Source organism: Leptolyngbya boryana PCC 6306, assembly GCF_000353285.1.
Classification (GTDB): Bacteria; Cyanobacteriota; Cyanobacteriia; order Leptolyngbyales; family Leptolyngbyaceae; genus Leptolyngbya; species Leptolyngbya boryana.
This window is the reverse complement of record NZ_KB731324.1, coordinates 670,742-691,748: the sequence shown is the minus strand read 5'-3', so window position 1 is coordinate 691,748 and position 21,007 is coordinate 670,742. Positions and strand designations below refer to the sequence as shown.

Annotated in this window: 18 protein-coding genes; 4 read left to right on the top strand and 14 right to left on the bottom strand. The window is 46.2% G+C overall.

What is annotated here, in order from left to right; all coding sequences use genetic code 11:
* Positions 1–49: 49 nt before the first annotated feature.
* The gene (locus tag LEPBO_RS0103270; protein WP_017286103.1) at positions 50–1,360 is read left to right on the top strand and encodes an O-antigen ligase family protein; all 1,311 of its coding nucleotides are present in this window, start codon (positions 50–52) and stop codon (positions 1,358–1,360) included.
* Here LEPBO_RS0103270 and LEPBO_RS0103265 read toward each other — a convergent pair.
* The 7 genes from LEPBO_RS0103265 to LEPBO_RS0103235 are packed head-to-tail and all read right to left on the bottom strand — an operon-like array spanning position 1,357 to position 9,204.
* Positions 1,357–2,439: a family 43 glycosylhydrolase gene (locus LEPBO_RS0103265; protein WP_017286102.1), complete on the bottom strand. Its 1,083-nt coding sequence runs from the start codon at positions 2,437–2,439 to the stop codon at positions 1,357–1,359. The genes LEPBO_RS0103270 and LEPBO_RS0103265 overlap by 4 nt on opposite strands.
* A complete protein-coding gene (locus LEPBO_RS0103260) occupies positions 2,436–3,617 on the bottom strand; it encodes a glycosyltransferase (RefSeq protein WP_017286101.1) in 1,182 nt (393 codons plus the stop codon). Before LEPBO_RS0103260 ends, LEPBO_RS0103265 begins: the two co-directional genes overlap by 4 nt.
* Positions 3,618–3,619: 2 nt before the next feature.
* Entirely contained in the window at positions 3,620–4,756 is a 1,137-nt protein-coding gene (locus LEPBO_RS35995) for a glycosyltransferase family 4 protein (RefSeq protein ID WP_017286100.1), read from the bottom strand.
* Positions 4,749–5,873, bottom strand: coding sequence for a glycosyltransferase family 4 protein (locus LEPBO_RS0103250; RefSeq protein ID WP_017286099.1), 1,125 nt, complete (start codon positions 5,871–5,873; stop codon positions 4,749–4,751). The genes LEPBO_RS35995 and LEPBO_RS0103250 overlap by 8 nt, the downstream gene beginning before the upstream one ends.
* A gap of 4 nt (positions 5,874–5,877) precedes the next feature.
* Complete coding sequence (locus tag LEPBO_RS35990) at positions 5,878–6,792, bottom strand: DUF6625 family protein (RefSeq protein ID WP_017286098.1); 915 nt, start codon at positions 6,790–6,792, stop codon at positions 5,878–5,880.
* A gap of 10 nt (positions 6,793–6,802) precedes the next feature.
* Complete coding sequence (locus tag LEPBO_RS0103240; RefSeq protein WP_017286097.1) at positions 6,803–8,221, bottom strand: oligosaccharide flippase family protein; 1,419 nt, start codon at positions 8,219–8,221, stop codon at positions 6,803–6,805.
* Complete coding sequence (locus LEPBO_RS0103235; protein ID WP_017286096.1) at positions 8,218–9,204, bottom strand: glycosyltransferase family 2 protein; 987 nt, start codon at positions 9,202–9,204, stop codon at positions 8,218–8,220. The genes LEPBO_RS0103240 and LEPBO_RS0103235 overlap by 4 nt, the downstream gene beginning before the upstream one ends.
* Positions 9,205–9,737: 533 nt before the next feature.
* On the opposite strand from LEPBO_RS0103235, the gene LEPBO_RS0103225 reads away from it, so the two are divergent.
* Both LEPBO_RS0103225 and LEPBO_RS0103220 read left to right on the top strand, forming a co-directional pair.
* Positions 9,738–10,604 carry a WecB/TagA/CpsF family glycosyltransferase gene (locus LEPBO_RS0103225; protein ID WP_017286094.1) on the top strand — a complete coding sequence of 289 codons (867 nt, stop codon included), beginning with the start codon at positions 9,738–9,740 and terminating at the stop codon, positions 10,602–10,604.
* Between the two features lie 2 nt (positions 10,605–10,606).
* Entirely contained in the window at positions 10,607–11,542 is a 936-nt protein-coding gene (locus tag LEPBO_RS0103220; RefSeq protein ID WP_017286093.1) for a beta-1,6-N-acetylglucosaminyltransferase, read from the top strand.
* A 7-nt stretch (positions 11,543–11,549) separates the two neighbouring features.
* On the opposite strand, the gene serS is transcribed toward LEPBO_RS0103220, so the two are convergent.
* The 6 genes from serS to LEPBO_RS0103190 all read right to left on the bottom strand — a co-directional run bounded on the left by serS (position 11,550) and on the right by LEPBO_RS0103190 (position 19,294).
* Positions 11,550–12,821, bottom strand: coding sequence for a serine--tRNA ligase (gene serS, locus LEPBO_RS0103215; protein WP_017286092.1), 1,272 nt, complete (start codon positions 12,819–12,821; stop codon positions 11,550–11,552).
* A 70-nt stretch (positions 12,822–12,891) separates the two neighbouring features.
* Complete coding sequence (locus LEPBO_RS0103210; protein ID WP_017286091.1) at positions 12,892–13,521, bottom strand: ribonuclease H-like domain-containing protein; 630 nt, start codon at positions 13,519–13,521, stop codon at positions 12,892–12,894.
* Positions 13,522–13,613: 92 nt separating this feature from the next.
* A complete protein-coding gene (locus tag LEPBO_RS0103205; RefSeq protein WP_144056133.1) occupies positions 13,614–14,159 on the bottom strand; it encodes a CAP domain-containing protein in 546 nt (181 codons plus the stop codon).
* Positions 14,160–14,423: 264 nt separating this feature from the next.
* Complete coding sequence (locus tag LEPBO_RS0103200; RefSeq protein ID WP_017286089.1) at positions 14,424–15,992, bottom strand: ArnT family glycosyltransferase; 1,569 nt, start codon at positions 15,990–15,992, stop codon at positions 14,424–14,426.
* 3 nt (positions 15,993–15,995) lie between these two features.
* Positions 15,996–17,690 (bottom strand): ArnT family glycosyltransferase, encoded by a 1,695-nt coding sequence (locus LEPBO_RS0103195; RefSeq protein WP_144056132.1) that lies wholly within the window; start codon positions 17,688–17,690, stop codon positions 15,996–15,998.
* 143 nt (positions 17,691–17,833) lie between these two features.
* On the bottom strand, positions 17,834–19,294 hold the full coding sequence (locus tag LEPBO_RS0103190; RefSeq protein WP_017286087.1) for a type IV pilus twitching motility protein PilT: 1,461 nt from the start codon (positions 19,292–19,294) through the stop codon (positions 17,834–17,836).
* A 157-nt stretch (positions 19,295–19,451) separates the two neighbouring features.
* Between LEPBO_RS0103190 and LEPBO_RS0103185 the strand changes: the two genes are divergently transcribed.
* Positions 19,452–19,649 carry a hypothetical protein gene (locus LEPBO_RS0103185; protein ID WP_017286086.1) on the top strand — a complete coding sequence of 66 codons (198 nt, stop codon included), beginning with the start codon at positions 19,452–19,454 and terminating at the stop codon, positions 19,647–19,649.
* 35 nt (positions 19,650–19,684) lie between these two features.
* On the opposite strand, the gene ctpC is transcribed toward LEPBO_RS0103185, so the two are convergent.
* Entirely contained in the window at positions 19,685–20,968 is a 1,284-nt protein-coding gene (ctpC, locus tag LEPBO_RS0103180; RefSeq protein ID WP_017286085.1) for a carboxyl-terminal processing protease CtpC, read from the bottom strand.
* Positions 20,969–21,007 lie beyond the last annotated feature (39 nt).

The window sequence follows — 21,007 nt, the reverse complement described above, 5'->3', positions numbered from 1 at the left end:
AGTGAATTTAAAGCTAACGTACCTCAGAAATTGCGTGCAGTAGAGAGAGATGCTCCTCAAACTCCAACATCAGATTTATGCTTTATCACGTTCAGAGCGCATCATCTATTGGACAATTATCCTGACTCCACTGTGGTGGTTAATGGGAATTCAGCCGCTCTTTTATCCTGCTGTTGTCTTAACCTTATTCGCAATTCACTTTAGCTGGGATCAACTCATTCAAAGACCTTTTCCGGTGTATGTTTGGTCTTGGTTCGTGATGTCGATCGTGATGCTTTGGACAGCAGCCTTGGGGATCAACGAGATGGGCTTTAACCTACAAGTGGCAGCAGCAGCCGTTGTCACCTTTCTCAAAAGCTATTTTTTGATTTTTGCCTGTCTAGCATTACCCTTTTTTAGCCAAGTCCGCGTTGAGGTTGTCACTAGAGCGATCGCTTGGATGTCTTCGGGCTATTTGGTTGCGATCGCGATTCAAATTGCTATGCTGTTCCTCAGAATTGGCGGGAACGGTTATCTGCCGCCACTTGCACGCATTCTGCCAGGCGACAAAGGAAGTTTGCGAGTAATGTTTGCTCATTTTTCAAGCTTTTTAGGTATTCCATTACCCAGAACAGTTCTGTATACGCCTGATCCTCCCATTCTGGGACTCTGCGCTGTTTTATGCTTTTTGATTTGTTTAGGCGAACGCGATCGTCGACTTCGCTATGTCGCCTTACTCGGTGCAGTTGCAGCGTTAATTGTGAGCGCCAGTCGGAGCGCATGGCTGTGTTTACCGATCGCGCTTTTTATCGGAACCTGCTTTGAAAATGGATTATTTCGCCAGTTGTCGCTCTGGAGTACGGCTCTGACGCTAATGATGTCTAGTATTTGGGGACTGACGATCGAAGAACTCTTCCGCAAGCCAATGGAAGGATTTACGCAAGCTCGCGCAAACTCTTCGCAAGAACGAGCTTTGGTCGTTCGCAAAACACTCGAAGCTTGGCAAGAATCGCCCTGGATCGGCTGGGGAGTCATTCGAGGTAGAGCGCATTTATATGAAGATAGCTATATTGGTCTTGGCTCCTTCTCGACTTATGCGGCTGTGCTTTATCTAAACGGAATTTTCGGCTTCATTGCTTTGATCGCTGCAATGATTCTGACGCTTTTCGCAACTTATACGCCAGCAGTAAACGGTCATTTTGGCTGTAAATGGGCATTTGCTAGTTTGATTGCACTCTACATCTCTTGTAATGCCACTCCGCTCAGTTGGATGGCAGTTAATCTCTGGTTCTTTTTCGTTTGGTTAGGGGCTGTCTTGCATGAAGTACAACCCCATCAGGCAAATTTGACGAGTTGGGAGCAGATATCTGGAGAAGGTTAGATCGACAAGCGGATCGAATCTTGATTCCATATGACCCGAACAAACGGGGAAATGGCTAGTGTCATGCGTTTGCAGTACCAACCATAAGCAATAAATTCATCCGGCGCATCTGGAGCCGAAAAAAAGTTCGTTCCATAAATTCCCGATCGAGAACTTCCACTCACAACTGGAGTCTGGCTAACAGGGCGATAAGGTCCTGTAATCTGATCAGCAACATACCAGTACAGCGAAGAATCGGTAATTTGTGCGCGATCGACCGTGCCCAACCACTTAGGATTTAACCAAGTTGTCCAGCAAGAGAAAAACAGATGATACTGACCATTTCTATAAATGACTTGCGGGCGCTCCATTTCATAAAAAGGAGACTCTTGAGTTCCTTCGATCGTAGGAGTTGCCGCAGGCGGCAGCAGTTCATACGATCCATCAATGCGATCAGCAACAGCTAAGCCAACACATCCTCGATATGCACCTTTCCCGCCTTCTTTGCGATAAGCACAGATAAACATATAGTAAAGCCCAGTCTGCTCATCTTTCACCACATAGGGATCGCGCCACTGATAATGATCATAGTCACAACCTCCTAGGCTTCGCTTATACTGTCCGTACCAACGATGATTCGCATCGGGTTTCACCAATTCGCGAGGGCTACGTTGCCAGTGTATGCCATCCCTTGAAGTCGCTAACCCAATCCCTTCATTCATAATCTCAGCACCCTCTCCGGCGGCTGAATAAAAAAGATAGTAGATCCCATTTTCTTTGAGCGCGCAACCCGCCAGCATTCTTCCAGCTTCCCAGGAATGCTCAGGGCTGACTTCTAGCACAGTTCCCAAGTCTTGCCATTGTTCTAAGTCCGTTGAAATTGCACCGCATATTTTGCCTTCTAGCCACCAAGGTCCCGATTTACTCGAACCTAACAAGTAAAAAAGTCGATAGACATCTCCATCTTTGAGCAGCCAAGGATCCCAGCTCGGATGACTATTCCAAAGTGAAAATAAAGCACCTAACGCCTTCGATCGACCTTTTGGCAACTGACCGACTAGCTGTGCTGTGGTTTGATACAAGGTACTATTGAATTTCATACTGTTTTTGTGGGTGAAGAATAATCACAAATACCCAAAACGTCTAAATACTGTTGCGTACAAGTTTCTAATGTGAACTGCTTCAACCATTGGGGATCAACCTGTCGAGCCGGGCTTGATAGGGTCTGAATGATTGCTGATGCGATCGCGGAATCGTCTCCCACTGGAGTCAGCACACCATACTTTCCTTGCGCTAAAATCTCAGCCGGGCCACTCTCGCAGTTTGTCGAAACCACAGGCGTTCCAACTGCCAACGCTTCTACTAAAACATTGCCTAACCCTTCCCAAGCAGAAGACAGCACAAACACAGCCGCTTTTGCCATATATGCATAGGGATTTTGTACAAACCCCAGTAAAGCGACATCCTCGGTTAATCCCAGTTCTTCTACTAACGTGGTCAGACGCTCTCGTTCAGGACCATCCCCCAGAATCACAAGCCGAGCCGGTCGAATCCGTCGAACTTGAGCGAAGGCATGAATCAAGGTCGAAAAATCTTTTTGTGGATAGAGCCGACCTACCGCTAGAACGACAGGAGGTTGATCAGGCTTAAACCAAGGATGTGTTACAGGTTCTTGCGCTTGCGTGAACAATTCAGGTAACACGATCGGATTGTAGACGACTTGAATGCGATCGCGATTGAGTCGAGTAATCTCAGCGAGATCGTCTGCAACGCCTTGCGAAACGGCAACGATTCCATCTGCCCAAGGATAAAATAGTCTCGCAGCAGTCGGAGTGAATTGCACCGATCGTTGAGGAATGCGCTGTGCTTCAAGCGAAAGATGATTATGCTCTGACACAATGATGCGCGTTGAAACTCTTGCGAGCCGTTTTGCCCACAAAGCAATTTCACAGGGATAATGCAAAGCGGCGAGCATTGTCGTGGGATGAGTCTGCTGGAGATAGCGAGTGAGTTTTGGCAAACTTGATGGCATCCATTCTGCTTTGAGATCCACAACTCGAATCTCAGGCTGGACTTGTTCTAAATACACTCCCGCGGCTCTAGCAAGCACGAGATCAACTTGTAATCCACGATCGATAAATCCACGAGCAAGATTCAGCATTGCTTTTTCAGCACCGCCACCATATAGCCCTCGCAAAAAAATTGCAACATCGGGCTTTACTCTAACTCGCTGCTTAACCTGAATTTCAGAAGAACTTGCTAAATGATTGACCACCATAATTAGAAACGCACCAAGAGATTTTTTGGAGAAGACAACCGTTTAGAAGCTTGATGCTCCTGAGTTAAATTTTTCATCAAGGCTAAAATCTGGTTATAGTTGCGGCGACCATCAAATCGTTCTATTGCTAGCTGACGACTCGCGATCGACATCGCTCGTCGTTTCAATGGATCATCAATCAAAACCTTAAGTGCCGTCACCAAAGCACTGACATCTGAGATCGGCACAAGCAGTCCATTCACTCCGTTGTCTACCTGTTCACCGATCGCGCCAACATCAGTGGTAACAATCGGTAAGCCTGCCGCCATTGCTTCCATAATTACATTGGGATAGCAGTCAGCCTGAGTCGGCAAGACAAACATATCTGCTTTAGCATACAATTCCTTGAGTTTTGAACTATTCGCCCCCAAATTCTGATAGACCTTGACTCGCTCAACGCCTGATAGATCCTCAGCAACTTGTGCATCTTGGGTGACAATATCTAGCGTGCAACCCTCCAGCCCACTGCGAAAAGCTTCAATCAGCGTATGTCCTCCTTTACGAGTAAAATCTCCTCCTACAAATAGCAAACGTACAGGACTATCGATCGTTTGATTTCGCTGAAAATGCCATTGTTCTAAGTCGATCCCAGATGAGATCACGGTGACTTTCTCAGCAGGTACATCATAATCTTTGATCAGAGAGTCTTTTGCCCAGTGACAGAATGTAATCAGAGCAGTAGCAGCATGATAAGAATGGCGATTCCACAAAAATTTCTGACGTTCTAGTAAGGAATGTCCCCCAACTTTATGCTGATATCCTGCGGCAACAGTGTCATAGTTGAGCGGTGTAGCATCTGTAGAAATAATGGTTGGAATCTGCTGTGCAAATGAAGATGCGAATAAAGATACGGTTTGAGTATGCAAAAATAGGGCATCTAAAGGCTGAGCCGCTCGAATCGCATCACGGGCACGAAGACTAGACTGGAGCGACCAGTTGTTACGAATCATCGGCAGATGTTTCCATAGATCATTTTTTCCCGCCTCGATCGGCATCCAAACCGGACGTACAGTGCTATCTTGTGTGACCCAGTGTTTTAGATTCTGATAGTGTGTGACATGCCCTAGCATGTGTTCTATGACAAAGCCAAAGTTAAACATAATCATATGCCTCAGATTTTAGAGTCTGCGCTATGGTTTTCGCGATCGCATTCCAGTTCAATTGAGTCCGAACTTTCATCTGCGCTGCTTGAGACATTGATAAAAGCACAGCAGGATTTGTGAGCAGATCAATCAGATGCTTTGCTAAATGCTCAGAAGTCAAATGCTGAAGCACGATCCCATTGATTTCGTGATCGACAATTTCGGGCATTCCGTCTCGATTGGACACAACACAGGGAATACCATAGTTCATGGCTTCCATCAAAAAAGTTGGGAAGGGATCACAGTAGGCAGGAGCAACGACTAAATCTGTGTTCAGAAATAATCGACGAATTTCTGCACGATCGGCAATATGTCCTGGATTCTCAACTCCGGGTTCCTCAATTGATAGTTTTCGACCAATCACAACAAGCTTCGAGTTTGGCAAAGCTTTCCTAACCTGGCGAAAAGCAGCGAGGACTAAATCTCCACCCTTGCGCTCAAAATCTGATCCATTAAAGAGAATTTGCTGACTTCCGATCGCTTTTTCTCGAACATCAGGAACTTGAAAATCGCCTGACGAACCGACGACTGTGACTTTGTTTTCAGGAATTCCATACTCTTCAATCAGCGATGTTTTCACAACTTGGCTCATGCTAAAGATATGCTCGGCTCGGCTGTAGGCTGACCGTTCGCACTCAAACCAAGCAGTTCTGGTGCGATCGCTTAAAAATGTTGCCCAGCTAGACCAATTTCGCTCAGCCAGCGCCGCAGTGTAGTCAAGAAACATGGCATAGGGAATATTGCCAGCATCCCAAACCGGACTATACGTTCCGAAGATCTGGAGTACAAAATCAGGCTTTGGCTGTAATCGTTGAATCGTTCGCTCAGTATGTCGTGATTTGAGAATAAATGCAGTGCTGTTTTTCTGAAAGACTGCATTTGCTTTGCTTAAAGAGCCTGTCCTTAGTGTTAGTAGACTTTTCAAGAGTGTTCTAGGTAGTCTGGCTTCATACCATTCGCTCTGTCTCGGAGAAAAACTAAGCTGCTCAAAATGACTCGATAAGGCTTTGAATAGACATTGATGCCGATCGAGAAATATCGATTCACCTGTGACGAGAAGATGATGTATCACCATTGTTTTAAAGTGCGATCGCAATAGGGGCTGTCGATTCAATCGGAGTAAATCCCAACGGGCTAATACAAAAGCCTTGGCTTAAATCCGTTAAGTTTGGGTCAACCAGTTGAGAGAGGTCTTCCCAAGCAGCTTGCTCACCATACCGTTTTCGCAAGTATCGGCTGGATTTCCAATTCATAAAATGTAAGTACATTAACTCTTCACCCGTTTCGACCGTTAATTTGCCTCGATGCCAAAACCACTGAGTCGGATAATCATACGTTCCATTCATCCAAGGTCGATCAGATAAGACCGTACTAAAGCGCTCTTGAAACAGATGGTGACGCTTATCCGGGTCAACAATTCCCCACAAACGGCGTAAGAAACTGGGCAGCCGTTTGCGCCCAAGCAATTGCTTTGTAAAGTAACCCTCATCCATCGGCACATTGATCGGCTGACTCATCAGGTTTTGCCAATCCGGTATCCTGCGAAAAGCATTCACCCAATACTCATTATTCTTGATCAAAAATAGATGCCCAGAAACTCGATCGCTGTGCGTCGAAATCGTATTGTAGTTAAGCACTGCATCTGTATAAAAAGCTCGGAGATTGCCATAAATGACATCAATATCCCCAAAGCCAAAGTAATCATATCCAGCAATATGCTCCTGATGAATCAAGCCATACGCAGGACGAAGATTACACACGGTATAGGCAGAATGAGTTTGAAAACTAATATTTAAGCGATCGCAAACAAGCTGTTGATAGGCTTGAAAGCTCATTTGAATAAATCGCACGTTTGCTGGAGCATTTTCGGGAACTCCACAATCTGTGAAGAAAAGCCAATCGATCGTTGGATTCCAGCGGCATGATTCGAGATACAAATCAAACCATTCAGGAAAACAACCAAAATAAGGCATCAGAAAAATAATCTTCTTCATTGTGCTTAAGTTAGTGAAATAAGCGATCGTATAGTTTATGAATTAATGCTTGATATTGAACGATTTGCTGAGGAGCGACAACCTGAATACAGACAAGATACGCAAATAGAAAAGTAAATGGCTTAACTATGAAAGGCAGATGAAATGAAATTGCCAGCCCTGGAATACTCAGCAGAATCGGGATAAAGCAAGGGCGAAGAAAGCGACTCATTGACCAATGGAGATGCTTGCAAGCAATCCACCAGTAATAAAGTGTCCAAAGAATTCCAAGTACCGCTGCCACAGCTATGCTTACGCCAATAATCCCCCCTTGATAAGCACCTGCAATAAAGCTCAGAACTGCAAGCGGAGCAATTTGAAGGCTGACTCTAGCATTGAGATCCGGACGACCTTTAGCAACGAGCATAGAATAGAGCGGCGAATTCACGACACGAAAGTAAGCATAAAAAAGTAACCCCGGTAGCACGGTACATATTGGAATCCATTGAGAACCAAAAATGAGCGTCACAACTGAGGGATCAAGAATTAAGAAAATCAGCGCATAAATCGGAGCCGTCAAAAAAGCAATTTGCTCAACTACCTTAAACAAAGCATTCTCTTGTTTGTCGATCGGTAATTGAGCAAAAACAGGCATTCCCAATTGGTTCAGCAACGCGCTGGAAATTCCTGAGAGTGTCATCGATAGCTGATAAGCAAGATTGTAGTACCCCAAACTCGCATTACCTAATACTTTTCCGACCGTAAAATTATCCGCATTAAAGCTGAGATAGAATCCCAAACTTGCGCCCACTGAACCGAAGCAAAACGTCAGCACTTCAGATCGAATTTCAGGATCAATTTGGAGCCGAAATCGATGCCTAGAGTAATACCGCGTTAACAGCGCATTGACGATCCAGGAAATCGTATCTCCAATCACGAAAGACCAGTACCCTAACCCTAATAGAGCCGCCCCAGTCGTACAGAGTAGTCGTGTGATTGAGTTTGCCAGACTAATATTTGCGAGTGCCTGATACTGCATTCGCCGCGTCATTACGCCCGAATAAACATAGGTCGCAGAAGATAAAAGTAAATTGAATGCAAAGACAATCAGGATGCCAACTAAAGCAGGTTCATTAAAAAAGCTCGCAACCCAAGGTGAACTGATCGCCATGAGCAGACCTAATCCCAGACCTACTCCTAAGCTAATCGTGTAAGTCGTATTCACGTACTTAGGATTATCGACTCCCTTGTAGATAATGAAAGCTCCTGCTGTGTCTTGAGTAAATAGCGTGAAAAATGACCAAAAAACATAGGCGATCCCAATCACACCAAAGTCTGAAGGCTGAAGCAATCGCGCCAAGACCAAATTACTCAAAAAGACAAAAATTCGAGTCACAAACGTTGCATAAGTAATCCACAATCCACCTCTGAGCAATGAGACTGTCTTCATAGTTCTCTGCTCTGAATAGATTTTGCAATATCTAAACGCTGTGACTTACCCAGAGATCGCTCAATCAGTTGTTTCGCAATCGGCGCGAGCTTCACAGCAAGTAACGTCAACAGCGATCGCGGATCTCGATAAAAGATCGAGCGATCGCAATCCCAAGCTTGCTGCATCAACTGCTGAGCCTGCTTTGTATCGCCGCCTGTCAGCGCTAATCGAGCCAGCAAGCGATACATATAGGCATAAGCCGTTGGCAACCAAGGTTCAATCTGTTCCGGAGATCGCAGGTAAGCAGCTTGAAGAACTTGCTCATGCGATCGCTGCATCTGTGCCACGTTAAAAGACAATCCAGAAGGACGTACCCGGTAACAACAAAGAGCCTGAGATTCTCGATAAAATCGCCATCGCCGTGTTGCTGCAACTCGAAGCCAGAAATCCAGATCCTCAGAACTCCGCAATGTTTCATCAAACTCTCCCACCTCATCGACTAAAGCCCGACGAAACATCGCATTGGAGCCATTTCCGATGAAATTTTTGCACAATAGTGAGACGAGAGCATCTGAAAAAATCGGCTTTCCGCTCAAAGACATCCAGCTTTGTTGTCCATCATCGCGAATGATTTTTGAAGCACTATAGACGACTCCAATCTGGAGATCACGATCAAGCCTTGCCACATGATTTGCTAGTTTATCTGGCTCATAGCGATCGTCACCATCCAACATTGCAATATACTCTGCTTGCGCCTGACGAATCCCATAATTGCGAGCAGATGAAAGTCCCCCATTCGGCTTTGTCACTAAGCGAAAACGGGGATCACGCTGGCAAAATTGCTCAACTAAGTCGGCAGTTCCATCGGTTGAACCATCATCGACTACGATCGCTTCAAATGCTTGAAAAGATTGGTGCTCCAAGGAAATAAGAGCATCTTCAAGATAAGAGCGAACATTGTAAGCCGGAATCACAACGCTGACTCTAGGATAAGTACTCATGGAAAACTCCCTACATTTGGCATCATGCAACCTGAACATTCAGATTGATTGGTAAAAATCGCAACAAAGCTTTCCAGGTAGTAAACCAATACAGCCTATAGGTATAAGCAAAAGAAACGTTATGTAACTCTTTCTAAAGGTAGAAAGAGTCATCTAAGCTCACACATTAACCTTAGTTTTATGTTGATCTCTACACAACAGAAAAATTATGTGCAAGTTGCTGAACAACTTGCTAATCATGACTTAAGCAAGCATCTGAAGCAGCTACACAGAGTCGAAAATCGATATCTATTACTTTTGAGAGATGAACTTAGAATTTAGAGATTCTTACCATTCGTTGCAAGTCTGGCGACTGTGATTGAGATTAATCACCTGATTAGAATTCATTACCAAAGGAACTTAAACTCAGGAACTTAAACTCGGCTAGAGCATCTTGGAAGACGAAGCATCTCTTGTAATCTGAGCTAGCTACAATCGCTATTGGACGAAATTGGGCGGATTCATCTAAGCATCTATACAACTAGGCAAATAAAATGTATCAGCTAGAAAGTCCTCCGAATTTGACTGTTGATTTACTAGGACGACGAATTACGTTTATGACAGTTTCCGCGATCGTCGATGCGATCCATATTGCTTGTATTGAAGGAAGGAAGCTAACTGTCGCAAACTACAATGTGCATAGCTTCAATTTATCCATGCAGCTTCCTTGGTTTCATCACTTTCTCCAAAGTGCTGAAATCGCCCATTGCGATAGTATGGGTATTCTCAAAGCTATTTGCTGGATGGGAGTAAAATTGCCTTTGGAATACCGAGCTTCTTATAGTCTTCTGATGCCAAAGGTATTAGCTCACTGCAACCAACATGGTTTTTCAATTTTCCTCTTAGGCGCGAAGCCTGAATGCTTAAATGCCGCGATCGCGCAAGTCAAACAGCAATATCCCAATGTGATCATCAATGGTCATCACGGCTACTTTGACATGCAGAACGCCCAAGAAAACGAACAAGTCATCAGACAGATCAATCACGTGAAGCCAAAGATTTTAGTCGTAGGCATGGGAATGCCTACTCAAGAGAATTGGATTCAACTCAATCGGGAGCGGTTGAATGTAAATGTCATGATGCTAGGAGGTGCAGTCATCGATCGCCTAGCGGGAATTGTTCCAAACTGTCCACCGATGATCTCGAATCTAGGCTTGGAATGGCTATATCGTCTCTGCCAGGAGCCTAAGCGTCTAGCAACCCGCTATTTACTGGGTAATCCTGCATTTTTGTTCCATATTGCTTTGGCAAAAACCCATTCGTTTTTCCCAAAAGTACAGCCGATGGAGCCAATTACACGGTCTAGAGAGCCTTCAATTCATGGAAGTTCAGAAGTTCCAGTTCGTTTATCGCTGGATTAGAAATGATGAGAGTTTGCTACCTTCTCCAAACCCATAAATCACCTGAACAGGTTGAACGCTTGGTTCGCCGCATTAAATCATTGAGTCCAACTGCTCAGATCTTGATCAGTCATGACTTTACAAACTGCGATTTGCCGCGATCGACATTTGAGGATTTACCGAATGTTGACGTGATTCCATCACGCGGAGGCAGAGGAAGCTTTGAGATTGTCCAGAGTTATCTGGATGCGATCTCATGGTTACTCGCTTCTGGAAGTGATTTTAGCTGGTTGATCAATCTATCCGGTCAAGACTATCCGATCCGACCGCTTGCTGAAGTTGAGAAATCTTTATCTCACAGTGATTACGATGGTTTTGTCCATCACTTTGAGGTTTTCTCAAAGCACAGCCCGTGGAAAAGGAATGAAGGCTATTCTCGCTATCACTACCAATATCGAACTTTGAGCCGCGATCTAGCAGAGTGGCAGAAAGAAGTTCTTAAGCCCGTCAAACTCCTGAACTATCTCCAACCTTTTTTTCGAGTAAATTTCTCTTATGGAATTACGTTAGGCTTAAGGACTTCATCGCCATTCAACCAACATTTTGTATGTTATGGCGGCTCATTTCTTTGTACGCTGTCTAGACCATGTGTGGAATATCTCCACCAGTACGTTCAACTCAATCCTGATATCGTTGACTACTACAAGGGAGTAGCAATTCCTGATGAATGCTTTATTCAAACAATATTAGTCAACAGTCAGAAATTCAAACTTTGCAACGATAGTAGACGATATTTTGATTTTTCTCAAACCCGGAACGGTCATCCTAAGATTCTCCAATCTACTGATTTTCCAGCGTTGATGAACAGTCAGGCTGATTTTGCGCGCAAATTTGATCTGGCAGTCGATCGCGATGTTCTTGATTTAATCGATACCGCGATCGCACCTATAAGAATCTAAATCCGATCTACAAAACCTCACGTCCCAAATAAGGCTGCAAGACATCCGGCACTCGTACAGTTCCATCCGCCTGCTGATAGTTCTCCAAGACTGCCGCCATCGTTCGCCCGATCGCGAGTCCTGATCCATTCAGCGTATGCACAAACTGAGTACCTTTTTGCCCCGCTTCTTTAAATCGGATATTCCCGCGTCGCGCCTGAAAGTCTTTGAAATTCGAGCAGCTAGAAATCTCGCGGTACGTGCCCGAAGACGGCAGCCAAACCTCTAAATCAAAGCACTTCGCCGCTCCAAATCCTAAGTCTCCTGTACAAAGCTCGATCGTGCGATAGGGCAACTTTAAGGCTTCCAGAATCGCCTCTGCATTTCGTACTAAGCTTTGATGCTCTTGCTCAGAAGTCTCAGGCTGCACCAGTTTTACTAGCTCGACTTTGTTAAATTGATGCAGTCGAATCAATCCGCGCGTATCTCGACCATAGCTCCCCGCTTCTCGACGAAAACAAGGCGTATAAGCACAGTGATAGATCGGTAACTGTTCGGCTGACAGAATCTCATCCCGATACAAATTGGTCACGGGAACTTCCGCTGTCGGAGCTAGCCACAAATCATCGTCTGCACATTTGAAGCTCTCTTCTGAGAACTTCGGCAACTGTCCGGTCGCAGTCATCGATCGCGAATTGATCAACACAGGCGGCAAAATCTCCACATAGCCTGCGGCAATTTGCTGATTCAGCATAAATTGAATCAACGCTCGCTCTAATGCCGCACCTGCACCCATCAGCACGACAAATCGCGTCTGAGCAATCTTCGTAGCGCGTTCAGTATTGATAATTCCGAGCTTTTCAGCAATCTCGTAATGAGGCAGAACTGCGATCGACGGTTTGAACTCGTCGCCCCAACGTCGAACCTCAACATTTTCCGTTTCATCTTTGCCGATCGGAGTCGTGTCACTCGGCAAATTCGGAAACCCTAACAATTGAGTTTCGATCTGTTCTCGAATTGCTTTCTCTCTTGGTTCTAACTCACTCAGTTTTGCTTTGAGTGCATTGCCTTCTTCTCGCAATGCCTGAACCTCATCACTTTTCGGGTCAGCTTTGATCTTCTGTCCGACTAATTTACCAACCTCATTACTGCGCGCCTGCAACTGCGATCGCTCAACCTCTAACTCACGACGCTGCTGATCCAGCGACACGATCGTCGAAAGATCATAAGATCCCCCTCGCTGATTGAGCTTCGTCTGCACGAGATCAGGATTTTCACGAATTAGCTTTAGGTCAAGCACGACACCACATCCAAAACAACAGAATTTTTAGAGGCAAATCTGCCCCCCATTAGGATACCTCGGCATCTGCTCAATGGTCGAATACACTCTGATACTGCAAAATATCGAGCTGAGCAAATGTCGGCAAACATCGAAAACAAGCTTCTGCCAGCTCCAGCCGTTCTTCACGCTCCAACATGGCAATCAATTTCTGCCGCGCTTCGATCAAATATCGAACATCATTGGCAGCGTATCGCAACTGAGCTTCTGATAAGTTCATTGCATTGCCCCAATCCGAACTCTGAGCGCTTTTGTCGAGTTCTACTCCTGTCAATTCCTGAACTAAGTCTTTCAGCCCATGACGAGGCGAATAAGTGCGAATCAGCTTACTGGCAAGCTTAGTACAAAAAATCGGATTGACATCAATTCCTAAGTGATATCGCAATGCTGTGATATCAAACCGAGCAAAATGGAAAATCTTCGTAATTTCTGCCGCTTCAAACAGTTGTTTGAGATTCGGAGCCTCTTTTTGTCCCCGCTCAATTCTCACCACTGCAACCTGATCGTTTTCATCACAGATCTGCACTAAGCACAGACGATCGCGGTGCGGTAGAAGCCCCATCGTTTCGGTATCCACTGCGATCGCACTCGCAGACCGATAACGCTGTAAAAGTTCCGAAGAAAGATCACGATCGCAGATCTGAAATTCACGCGGCTGCATAAGCTAAAGCACTAAACACAAGCGCTCATTCTACACTACGATGCTGGCGAGTTCAGCCGAACTGAAACCTAGACCCACGATGCAAACCAGCATCATTTCTGCGCGAAATCTTGGGTGAAATAGTACTCGCCACTCGAACTAATACTAATACCGATGCCCGTCATACTGAAGTTACCTTCAATATTTTGCAGGTGTTTCGGGCTTTTCAACCAAGCTTCGATCGCTTGTCCTGCTGGATCACGTCGGCTTGCGACCCAAGCGACATTCTCTGCGGTGCGTTGAGACTGAATAGAGTTGTTAATCGCTTTTGAGCGCTCAGAAAAGCCTTGATGCCCAAATGAGACAATTTTTTTCGCCATATTGCGACTATGCGATCGCGCTTGATGAGCGATATCCGAACTCCAAGATAATGCGGACAACCCTTTCCTGGCACGATGTTGATTGATGCGACGCAAAATCTCTTGCTCCATTTCAGCAATCAAACTTGCCTGCGCGATTTGGAAATCTGCTTCTCGAATGCTGGCAACTTGAATCGGGACGGTTCCTGCTCGAACTCCTCCATGACTGAACGATGCTGTCAAAATTCCGATCGACATCACCAAATTCCGTACGGTTTTGCTGGAGGTGCAGTTCAGCATTACGTCTCTCTCCTACGTATGAAGTCACGATGAAGACACTAACGCGAATTTGGGATTATCGCAAGTAATCTTCGATACGATTTGATGTGACAAACTACGTAGGAAATTGTATACCCCCCGTGATGCAGGGGTTTGAGGTCTGTCAATTCTGTCAAAAAAAAGTTTCTAATTCCATCATTTAACTTTAGTGAAAATAAACTTATCGTGAATAATTCAAGCGAAATGGCTGAATTCACATGTGTGAAATTCGCTTATCTAGTGAACCTACTCTTTAGGGCGAGGAAACGGTTTCAGCAGGTTTTTCCCTTGAAAGACGTGAATACGATCGACAATCACGCCCCCACGCCGTAAAGAGACTTCTCCTAACTTGGTGAACGTCTGGAAATACGGAGAAAACTCTACAGAGGAGTCTCTCTTCGTTTGAAAATCGTTAGAAGTCAGGTAAAGCGCATCTCCACCGATCCATTGCGTTGGAGTTGACCAAAACGCAAATCCGCGCATGTCTCGTTTATCGAAACACGTGATCGGAGTTCCATAAATCGGAGTCAGTGCCATTGCCATGTGTCCCGCTAAATGGAAGCGATTGCTGAACATAAAATCAGCGTCTTTCAGAGCCGCTAAGAGTTGCGGCGATTTAGAAAATTCGCGGCGGAGTTGTCCAACATCAATCAATTGAATGGAAGCATCCTCTTGCGGTGGAACAACGCCACCCATGAAGGAAAACTGCCCTGGCTTTTGGAGGGTGCCGATCGCAATGTGCGATAAAGCAATCAGTAACAGCGTGCCGATCGCAATCGTCGATCCATTCAGCCAGCGTCTCAGTATTTTGGGTTGCCAATGTGCAGCATATGCTCCGAGCAGCGGCGTTACCGAAAAGAATCCTGGCATTGTCCAGCCAGGTAAAATCTGCTGATAACCGCCAATAAAAGTAAAAATCAAAAATACAGGTGCAGAATTCCACAGAATAAATGAGTGAATTGATTTCGTAAATCCTGACTTTAATACTGAGACGATTTCTCGAATACTCACAAACCAAAGTGGAAGTCCAAACGTTGGAAAAAGATATAGCGCTGCCATCATGGCAACATTCAATGCTTGCAATGGATTGTAAGCGCGATCGGGAATACTACGATCGCTTTGGAATCGAAATGATACCCAGTCATGTTGAGCATTCCAATACAGCACAGGTGAGAATGCTGCCAGAAATAAGACAAAACTCAAAATTGTCCAAGGCGATCGAAAAACGACCCAGTGCTTTCGGCTTGTGATACAGAAACCGAGCAGTCCGAACCCTAATAGAAAGCCATGATATTTGCCAAGACAAGCCAGCCCCACTAAAAGTCCGATCAAGGCAACGCGATAGGTCGGTTGATATTCACTCTGTTTTGGAAAAAACTCGATCGCGCCAACCCACAAAGTCAATGCCCAGAAAAACATCAACGGCGAATCTGGGAGCGTAAACGTCCCAAATCCGAGTTGAAAAATTGGAATCACTGACGCGATCGCTAACGTAATCAATCCAACCCGCACTGAAAATAACTGAACCGTTGCGCGATATAAAAAATACAAAGTCGCCGGAAATAATAAGAGACTGCCGACGCGAATACTGAATTGAGACACATCTCCGGTCAGCCAAATCCCGATCGCAGTTACCAAAGCAACCAGTGGAGGATGATCAAAATAACTCAGTGCCGGATGCAAAGTGTATAGATAGTAATACGCTTCATCGAATCCTGGCGGCAACCAAAACGCAATAAAACTCCGAAACAAAAACCCTGCTAATAAAATCCAAACGACTTTCTGGAGAGTCTGATCTGACCACCACTTTTGCATAACTTATTTCTTCGAGGGACGAATTGGAACGCGCACCAGTTGATAGTTACTGTATTGTTGAAGAAAGCGATATTGATTTGGTTTCATCCCGCTACCCTTTAATGCTGTCGGAGTTGTAATCATCGCGATCGATTCGGTTTTTCCATCTCGGCGCAATTCTTCTAGATAAGGTTGAATCAACCGGGCACGATTAATAAACGTAATCGGGTTTTGCGTATAGAAGACTAAACTCGGTTTCTCAAAAGCATCTGTTGCCATCACAATCGGTTCATTAGGCAGCTTATCTTCAACTGTCGCTTGAGCAATCTGCCGCAACGGTAACTGCCGAACTGAGTCAATCACACCCACGGCAGGAGTCACAAAGAACCAGATAAATGCTGCCATCCCAATCAAATTCACCGCCCAAAACCAGCGTAATTGGTAACGGAGTGCCAAAATTAACCCCACGATCGCGACAGTGATCCAAATCGAGGCAGCAACGTGCTGTAATCCAGCCTGCTGAATTTTGAATCCCAGATCCGGCATGGATGGATCATCATCGAGCCAACTGGGACTATAAAACGCGCAAATCCCAAAGGAGATCGAGACAATCACGCTGAGATAGACCGTGAGTTTTAAGCCCCAAGATTGTTTGGGTTGGGAGAAATGATGCACATACCACAACGTCACGAGAATCGCAGCTGCAGGATAGAGCGGCAACGTGTAAGTAATGTATTTCGTGACTGCGATCGTAAAAAAGATCAGCACCACCGAAAACCAAACCAGCGCGAACAATCCAAGCTGTTCTGAGCGCGGCTTTTCTCGCCATTTTGATTTGAGAATATTGATAATCGCAGCGGGCAAACACAGTGACCAAGGGAAAAACCCAACCAGCACAATCACAAGATGGTAATACCATGCTCCCGAATGCTGATTGACCACTGAGGTAAAGCGCTCAACATTATGCACCCCAAAAAATGAATCAATAAACGCATTCCCATTCTGCCAATATGCCAACGCATACCAAGGCATACTGACCAATAAAAATAATCCCGTCCCCAACAGAGGCTTCATTTCGCGAAGCACTGAGCGCAGTTGACCGACCCACAGTAGAAACAGAATCACGATCGCACTCGGCAAGACGACCCCAACAGGTCCCTTGGTCAACACAGCAAACCCCATGAGCGCATAAAACGCCCAATACCATCGCCGATTCGAGGCGTATCCCAGAAAGAACGCAAAGAGCGATCCACCAAAACAGGCACTCAGCAACATATCTGAGTATCCCAAGCGCCCAAAAAATAGCGTGATCAGATTCAGCGCAACGATCCCCGATCCCAAAAATGGCGCAATCTTCGACGGAACAAATCGTTTCAAAATATAAAAGCAAAATCCGGTCAGAATCGTACCTGCGATCGCGGACGGCAATCGGGCTGCCCATTCATTGACTCCGAGCGTTTGAAATGCGATCGCCATCCACCAGTAAATTAAAGGCGGCTTATCAAACCGAGTTACCTGATTAAAATATGGCGTAATCCAATTGCCTGTCACCGTCATTTGCCGAGCGGCTTCGACAAATAGCGGTTCTGTTTCATCGACTAACCCAATACTTCCGAGTTGATAGAAAAATGCTATTCCACCTAACGCAAGAATCCACAAGATCGAACCGATTAAAAACCGCGATCGTTCTTTTTTGGGCGCATCAACCTGATTGTTCATGTGTCGAGTCCGAGAGCAAATCATCCGGTAGTTTGGCATGGAATGACCCCCTGAAACAACCAAAATTCAGGCAAACGAGAAGCCCCCTTGTACCTTGGCAATGACAAGAGGGCTTTTCGGATTGTGTAAATCGGGGCGCTGTTCTACACGCGACCACGTAGCATTTGTGCCATTTCGTTCTGCTTCGGCGACATTTCGAGCGCCACTTCTTCGGTAATTTGACCGTTCTCGTAAAGTTTGTACAACGATTGATTCATCGTACACATGCCGTCAAATCCGCAGCGAGGAATAATCGCTTCGATTTCATCCAGTTCACCCTTCCGGATATAGTCTCGAATCGCATCCGTATTGATCAGAATGTCATGGAATGCAGCCCGCTTTCCATCCGTTGTCCGACACAAGCCTTGAGCAATCACCGCCACCAGCGATTCAGCAAGTGCCACCCGCATCGTCGGCTGCTCGTTCGGTTGGTAGAGACTGAGCACCCGCTCGATCGTTTTCACCGCACTATTCGTGTGCAAGGTTCCCATGACTAAGTGACCCGTTTGCGCCGCTTTTAGGGCAGTGTTGACGGTTTCTTTATCACGCATTTCACCGACGAGGATAATATCTGGATCTTCCCGCAGTGCAGCTTTGAGCGCGTTGTCAAACTTGCGCGTGTGCATTCCGACTTCTCGGTGTTTGATCAAGGATTTGCGGCTCTTGTGAACAAACTCGATCGGGTCTTCGATCGTAATAATGTTCTTCGGCATCTCCTTATTGATGTAGTCGATCATCGCTGCCATCGTGGTCGATTTACCGGAGCCAGTCGGACCCGTAATCAAGATCAACCCTTTGTGATAATGACAAACATCTTTAAACACCGGAGGCAAGTTTAACTGCTCCATCGTCAAGATTTTCAGCGGGATCAAACGCAGCACCATCGCAGGTCCATGTAACGAGTCGAAAATATTAATCCGAACCCGCGCAAATTCGTATTGCGTTGCACCGTCGAAATCTAAGGTTTCTTCAAACTGACTGATTTCTGCCTCAGTCAAAACCTCACCTAACCAACTCATAAACGTTGGTTTATCTGTCTCAGGCCAATCTGTCGTATCGATTTCACCTCGGTTACGAAAGCGAGGCACTTCACCCACACCTAAGTGAATATCTGAAAAGCCCTTGTCATAAGCAGTACGAATAATGTGCTCAAGCGTTGGCGACCCATTGCTAGAGCGGCGGGTGTTGGGTGCGGTCGGGGGAGTCGTCGGACGGTGTCCTAATGTGGGCGGCGGAGTTGTCCCTGCGGAAATAGGAACAGAAGGCGAGCTTGCTGGAATCGGCTGGGGGGCAGCCGGGGCAGTGGAAGTGCTCGCCGCAGGCATTGCAAAGGTTGGAGTGGCAGCTGCATTCGGTTCAGTCACATCCGTACTCGGTTGAGTTGCAGTCGTGCTATTGATTCTAGAAGCGGCTTCAGTCACCTCAGTCATCAAATTCGGCATCGTCCGCATCGCAGGGGGCGGCGCAGGGGGAGTTCGGGGAGCGGCAGGCGGTGGGGCAACTTCACGGCGCGGTGCAGTTACTTCAGTGGGCATTGCGAACGGATTCTGAATTTCTGATGACATATCCCTACGTTGATAAAATCCCTGAGGGGTGAGCAGGTTGGAGGCGACAGGATTTGGATAAAATCTTTACGGTTTTAGCCTTTTCACGGCGATGCCAGACCTCTAACATGAGTAAGCGTTCCCAGATGGTGTAAACGAGTATCAAGTGGGGTGGCGAATGAGTGAATCTGCGCGTTGGTATGTGGTGAAGCGATCGAATGCTCATTGTGAGATTTTGACCCAGGATGAGTTTGAGACTCAACAAACGACAAATCCCTCTGAGGTCACAGAACAGTGGGGTCCGTTTGCCTCAGAGGGAGAAGCGATTGCGCGTCGCGTTGGATTAATTCGATCTGGAAAGTGCCAGCCGAGTTAGAGGGCGGGCGAGCCTCCCTTTAACTCGTTCTTGGTCTAGTTCTTGGTCTGAGCGCGGGTGCCTTGTTTGGCGCTCACCGCTTGATTCAAGACTTGCAAGGCTTTAACGTATTGCGGATCGCTCGTTGTCCCAATCTTGTCGCGATCGCGGACTAGGGCTTGTCTTTGCTGCTCGTTCAGTTCCACGACGACATCCGGATCGATGCCATGTTTGTTGATATCTCGTCCATTCGGAGTGAGATATTTTGCGATCGTCACCGCCATTCCAGAGCCATCTCCGAGACTGCGAACCGACTGAACTAAGCCTTTCCCAAAGGTTTTTGTTCCAACGATCGTACCGCGTTTGTTGTCTTGGATTGCACCCGAGAGAATTTCGCTGGCACTGGCTGAGCCGCCATCGACTAAGACAACCAGCGGTTTGTCGGTTAAAGCCCGACGATTGGCATCTTCTTTATCGGAAATGCCTTTGCGATCGACGGTTGAGACGATTCCACCTTCTTGAATCCACATCCGAGCAATATCAACACTGGCATACAGCAGACCCCCCGGATTGGATCTCAAATCGAGAATGTAACCTGTCACATTGTCTTTTTCCAGTTTTTGAATGGCGGCTCGCATTTCAGGAGCGGCATTTGCACTGAACTGAACGAGACGGATGTATCCGACTTTGCCAGTCGGACTTTGTTGAACGCTGGCGCGCACAGGATGAATTTCGATTTTGGCGCGTTTTAGATTGAACTCGAGTTGTTGAGTTCCGCGCTGAACGGTGAGTTTGACTTGGGTATTGACAGGTCCACGAATCAAGGTCACTGCCTTGTTCACGTCCATCCCTTCGGTGCTTTTGCCATCAATTTTGGTGATGATGTCTTTCGCAGCGATTCCGGCAGCCGAGGCGGGACTCCCTTCGATCGGGGAAATGACCGTAAGTTTCTTCGTTTTCTCGTCCGCTGCCAGTTGGATTCCGACTCCGGTCAATTCACCAGAGGTGTCGATCTGCATATTTCGGAATTCAGTCGGGTCCATGAAGCGGGTATAGGGATCTCCCAGGCGCTTCAGCATTTCGCGGATCGATTTATAGGCTTCCTCTTTGTCTTTGTAATTGCGGTTGAGATATTGGCTACGGATGGCTTTCCAGTCCACTTGGTTGAAGGTGGCATCGACGTAGTTGCGATCGATGACCTGCCAGACCTCATCCACGAGTTCTTTGGGACTGTCCCGGAAGAACGCTTGTCCTTTGTTCAAATGAATTCCGGCTCCGGTGATGGTCACTGCTGTTACGGCGGCAGCCGTTGCACCTAAGACAAGCGCGCGTTTCGTCATGACTATACCTGCTTAAATTCTGGAGAAGTGACAAAAAAG